The organism is Rhodoplanes roseus, assembly GCF_003258865.1.
Classification (GTDB): domain Bacteria; phylum Pseudomonadota; class Alphaproteobacteria; order Rhizobiales; family Xanthobacteraceae; genus Rhodoplanes; species Rhodoplanes roseus.
In genome coordinates this window covers 1-3,564 of the sequence record NZ_NPEX01000428.1, presented here as the reverse complement: position 1 = coordinate 3,564, position 3,564 = coordinate 1, and the positions used below count along the sequence as shown (strand labels likewise).

Annotated in this window: 3 protein-coding genes; 1 reads left to right on the top strand and 2 read right to left on the bottom strand. The window is 67.3% G+C overall.

Going from position 1 to position 3,564, the window contains the following annotated elements; all coding sequences use genetic code 11:
* Nucleotides 1–84 precede the first annotated feature (84 nt).
* On the bottom strand, nt 85–1,875 hold the full coding sequence (locus CH341_RS29540; protein WP_111422924.1) for a B12-binding domain-containing radical SAM protein: 1,791 nt from the start codon (nt 1,873–1,875) through the stop codon (nt 85–87).
* Between the two features lie 338 nt (nt 1,876–2,213).
* On the opposite strand from CH341_RS29540, the gene CH341_RS29535 reads away from it, so the two are divergent.
* Nucleotides 2,214–3,122 carry a class I SAM-dependent methyltransferase gene (locus CH341_RS29535; RefSeq protein ID WP_170149860.1) on the top strand — a complete coding sequence of 303 codons (909 nt, stop codon included), beginning with the start codon at nt 2,214–2,216 and terminating at the stop codon, nt 3,120–3,122.
* Nucleotides 3,123–3,356: 234 nt separating this feature from the next.
* Here the strand turns inward: CH341_RS29535 and CH341_RS35445 are convergent.
* On the bottom strand, nt 3,357–3,564 hold a 208-nt coding region (locus CH341_RS35445), incomplete at its 5' end, for a hypothetical protein (protein WP_210208669.1).

The window sequence follows — 3,564 nt, the reverse complement described above, 5'->3', positions numbered from 1 at the left end:
CCGGGACGACGGAGAGAGTAGCCAAACCCCTCGCCGGCGCGGACGACGGCGATCGAAAGGCTCTGCCCTGCCCCGGCCCGTTCGTCACGCCCCGCCGGACGCCGCCGAGGGCAATCCGAGGGCGGCGACGCCGGCCTCGCGGGCCCCCTGCAGGCGGCGCTGCTCCTCGACGAAGACCTTGGCGGCGGCGCTCTCGAACAGCTCGTGAGCCTCGTCGTCGGCGTCCCAGTCGCTCATCGCCGTGTCGGTGTAGGCGAACTTCTGCGGGTCGTGCTTGATGCCGAGATAGATGCGGCGCAGGCGCATGTACAGCGTTCCCCACCGCACCAGCTTGACGGCCGTCTCGGCCCAGTAGCGCGGATAGAAGGTGAGCGCCGGCTCGCGCGGGAAGCCGGGACGCCGGTCGGTGCGCGACTTCTTGCGCAGGAAGCCCGACTCCAGCGGATGGATCCGCTCGAAGTCGATCGAGCCCTTGAACCAGGTGATCAGAAACAGCGCGTTGGAGGCGTTGCCGCCGCTCGCCGCCACCCGCTTCATGATCGTGGTGATGTGCTCGGTCGTGTAATAGCGCTGCCAGGCGAGCCGGTAGGCCTCGTTCCAGTCGGCCGGGATCATCCGCGGATGCGGCGCGCAGACGTGATTGAGGTCGTAGCGGTTGAGGTCGGGCTCCAGCGGCACGCGCGAGCGCACCGCCTTGCGGTGATCCTCGGAGCCGGGCAGCGGCGTCAGATAGAAGAACTCCAGCAGGTCGACCGGCAGCTCGCGCTTGATCACGTCGATGTCGTGCAGGATCGACTCGACGGTGTCGTTCGGGAAGCCGAGGATGTAGCCCGCATAGGTGATCACGCGGGCCGACTTCCAGGCCAGCAGCATCTTGCGGTACTCGGTGATCTTGTTCTGCCGCTTCTTGGCGTCGGCGAGGTTCTGCGGGTTGATGTTCTCCAGCCCGATGAACACGCGGCGCACGCCGGCCCGCGCCGCCTTCTCGATGAAGCCGGGCAGCTTGTGACAGAGCGTGTCGACCTGGATGATGAAGCCGATATTGAGCTTCTCCGTCTCGCGCAGATGGATCAGCCGGTCGAGGATCGGCTCCCAGTCCTTGTTGCGGGCGAAGTTGTCGTCGGTGATGAAGAAGCTGCGCAGGCCCTGGGCGTAGTTGGTGCGGACGATCGTCTCGATGTCGTCCGGCGAGCGGCGGCGCGACTTGCGGCCCTGCACGTTGATGATGGTGCAGAACGAGCACTGGTAGGGACAGCCGCGGCCGGCGTCGAAGCTGGTCGCCGCGCCGGCGGTGCGCTGCACCCGCTCGGCCGCCATCAGCGGGATCGGCGCGCCCTCCAGCCCCGGCAGGTCGTCCATGTAGTCGTAGGTCGGCGCCAGACGGCCCGAATCGGCGTCGCGCAGCACCCGGTCGAGCCGCCCCTCCGCCTCGCCGGCGAACAGCGAGATGCCGAGCGCGCGGGCGTCGTCGAGATCGCGGTCGACGCCGCCCAGCATGCTGGTGACGCCGGAGACGTGGAACCCGCCGATCGCCACCGGGATCTTCTCGGCGCGCAGCGGCCGCGCCAGATCCAGGGCCCGTGGAAACTGGTTGGACTGCACGCCGACCAGCATCACCATGCCGGCGCCGGCGGCCTGGATCATGGCAGCCAGCGCCTTCGGCCGGATCCGCGTGTTGGTCTCGTCGAAGGCGTGGATGTCGATGGCGACGTCCCGGCCCAGCACATGCCGCTCGGCGCAGTCCTTGGCGATGCCGTAGAGCGCCGCCAGCGAGTTCGACGGGATCGGCGAGCGCATCCATTGGATGACGTAGCCGTCGTCGTCGTAATGCGACGGCTTCACCAGGATCAGGCAGAAACGTCGCCGAATCGTCATGAGAACACCGAGTCGCATCGGGGGCTGCGGTGGCAATGCATGACGCGGAGCGTGCCTGGAAACATGGTCCCGGCACAAGCGAATTTATCGAACGACTTCCGTCGTCTTTGCCGGTCCGGAGCCGTGCGCGACATCTTCATGAACCGCGGCCGCCGGTCCAGGACGGCAGGCCGGCCTTCGGCCGCGCGGGCGGCATCGAAATCACCGCCCGCCAGCCGGATTGCGTCCGTAAAAACAATGGGACACATCCCGAAACACGCCGACCAGGCTGGTCGTGGCCCGGCCCGCCCGGCATCCCCCCGGTGCGCCGGTCCGGCTGCCAGTCCAGAGAATCACCCATGTCGTTCCGCGATCCGTTCGTCGAAAGATTCGCCACGCACCCCGACTGGGGCCGCTTCATGCCACCTCCGCCGCCGCTGCCGGCGGACCGGAACCCGATCGACCTGGTCGGCGTCGACGCGCCGCTCACCCGTCTGAAGCGGTCGGAGACGACCGACGACCCGATCTGGAACGGCATCGCGGCACGAATCAACGCCTATCCGCTCCGCACCAGCGACCAGTGCTCCGAGCAGCACTATCACGACGTCTTCGACTTCCTGCGCATCAACAACGGCGTGGTGCGCCGGGTCGTCGAATGCGGCGTGTTCCACGGCGGACTGAGCGTGCAGCTCGCCGGCTGCGCCCTCGCCTCCGACCTGTCGATCGATCTCGTGGACGTCGATCCGGGCGCCCTGCTGGCGACCTGGCACCGTATCGCCCGAACGTTCCCGGAGGCGCTCGATCGCGTCCGCCTGTTCTGCGGCGAGCTGCCGAACTACGTGCAGGCCGTGATGCACGATCCCGCCTTCGACAACGCGCTGGTTCACCACGACGGCTCGCACCGGTTCAACGTCGTGATGCGCGATCTCTCCGCACTCTATTTCGTGCGCAAGCGCGTCCATGCCCTGATCATCCAGGACACCCATCTGCGCCACTCGGACCCGGACAATGGCTGCTTCGTCGACGCCGCCGTCGCCGCCGTGTTCGGCTTCGATCCGCACTACCAGCCGATCGGCGTGACGTTCCCGGGCACCACCTTCCCGGTCGGCTATGTGCCGGGCGAGCGGCACAACGTCTATTTTCAGGGGGGCCGGCCGGAGGGCATGATGATCCCGTTCGCCGAGAACACCTTCCTGTATCCGCACCCGCTGATCCACACGATCGACGACTTCGTCCAGTGCCCCGCCACGCCGCGCGCCGTGGCGTGATTGGCGAAACACCGACACGTCATATCAATTCCGGATGACCAGCGCCGGTTTTAACCCTCTCCCCTCGTGGGAGAGGGTGGTTCTTCGCGCAGCGAGGAACCGGGTGAGGGGGCTCTCCGCGAACTCCGACCTTGTGGCACGCCCCCTCACCAGCCTCGGACCTTCGGTCCGAGCCACCCTCTCCCGCGAGGGGAGAGGGGAAGAGGTGCCGCGTCGTGACGCAAGGCGAACTGATCACTCGGAAGCCGTATCATGACCCCGCTCGTCGCGGCCATCCACGTCTTGCGACGTCCGAAAGAAGACGCCCTTCGAGAAAGGGCGTGAATGGCCGGACACGTACATCGGCGCCAATTTGAAGTCCGAAAGCCTCTCCTCCGTCGTGCTCCGCGCCGGCGAGGGCTTTGCACAATCCATCATTCCGGGGCGCGCCAAAGGCGCGAAC

Coding starts and splice junctions, on each gene's coding strand:
- CH341_RS29540 (WP_111422924.1), bottom strand. CDS start 1,875: ATGACGATTCGGCGACGTTTCTGCCTGATCCTGGTGAAGCCGTCGCAT.
- CH341_RS29535 (WP_170149860.1), top strand. CDS start 2,214: ATGTCGTTCCGCGATCCGTTCGTCGAAAGATTCGCCACGCACCCCGAC.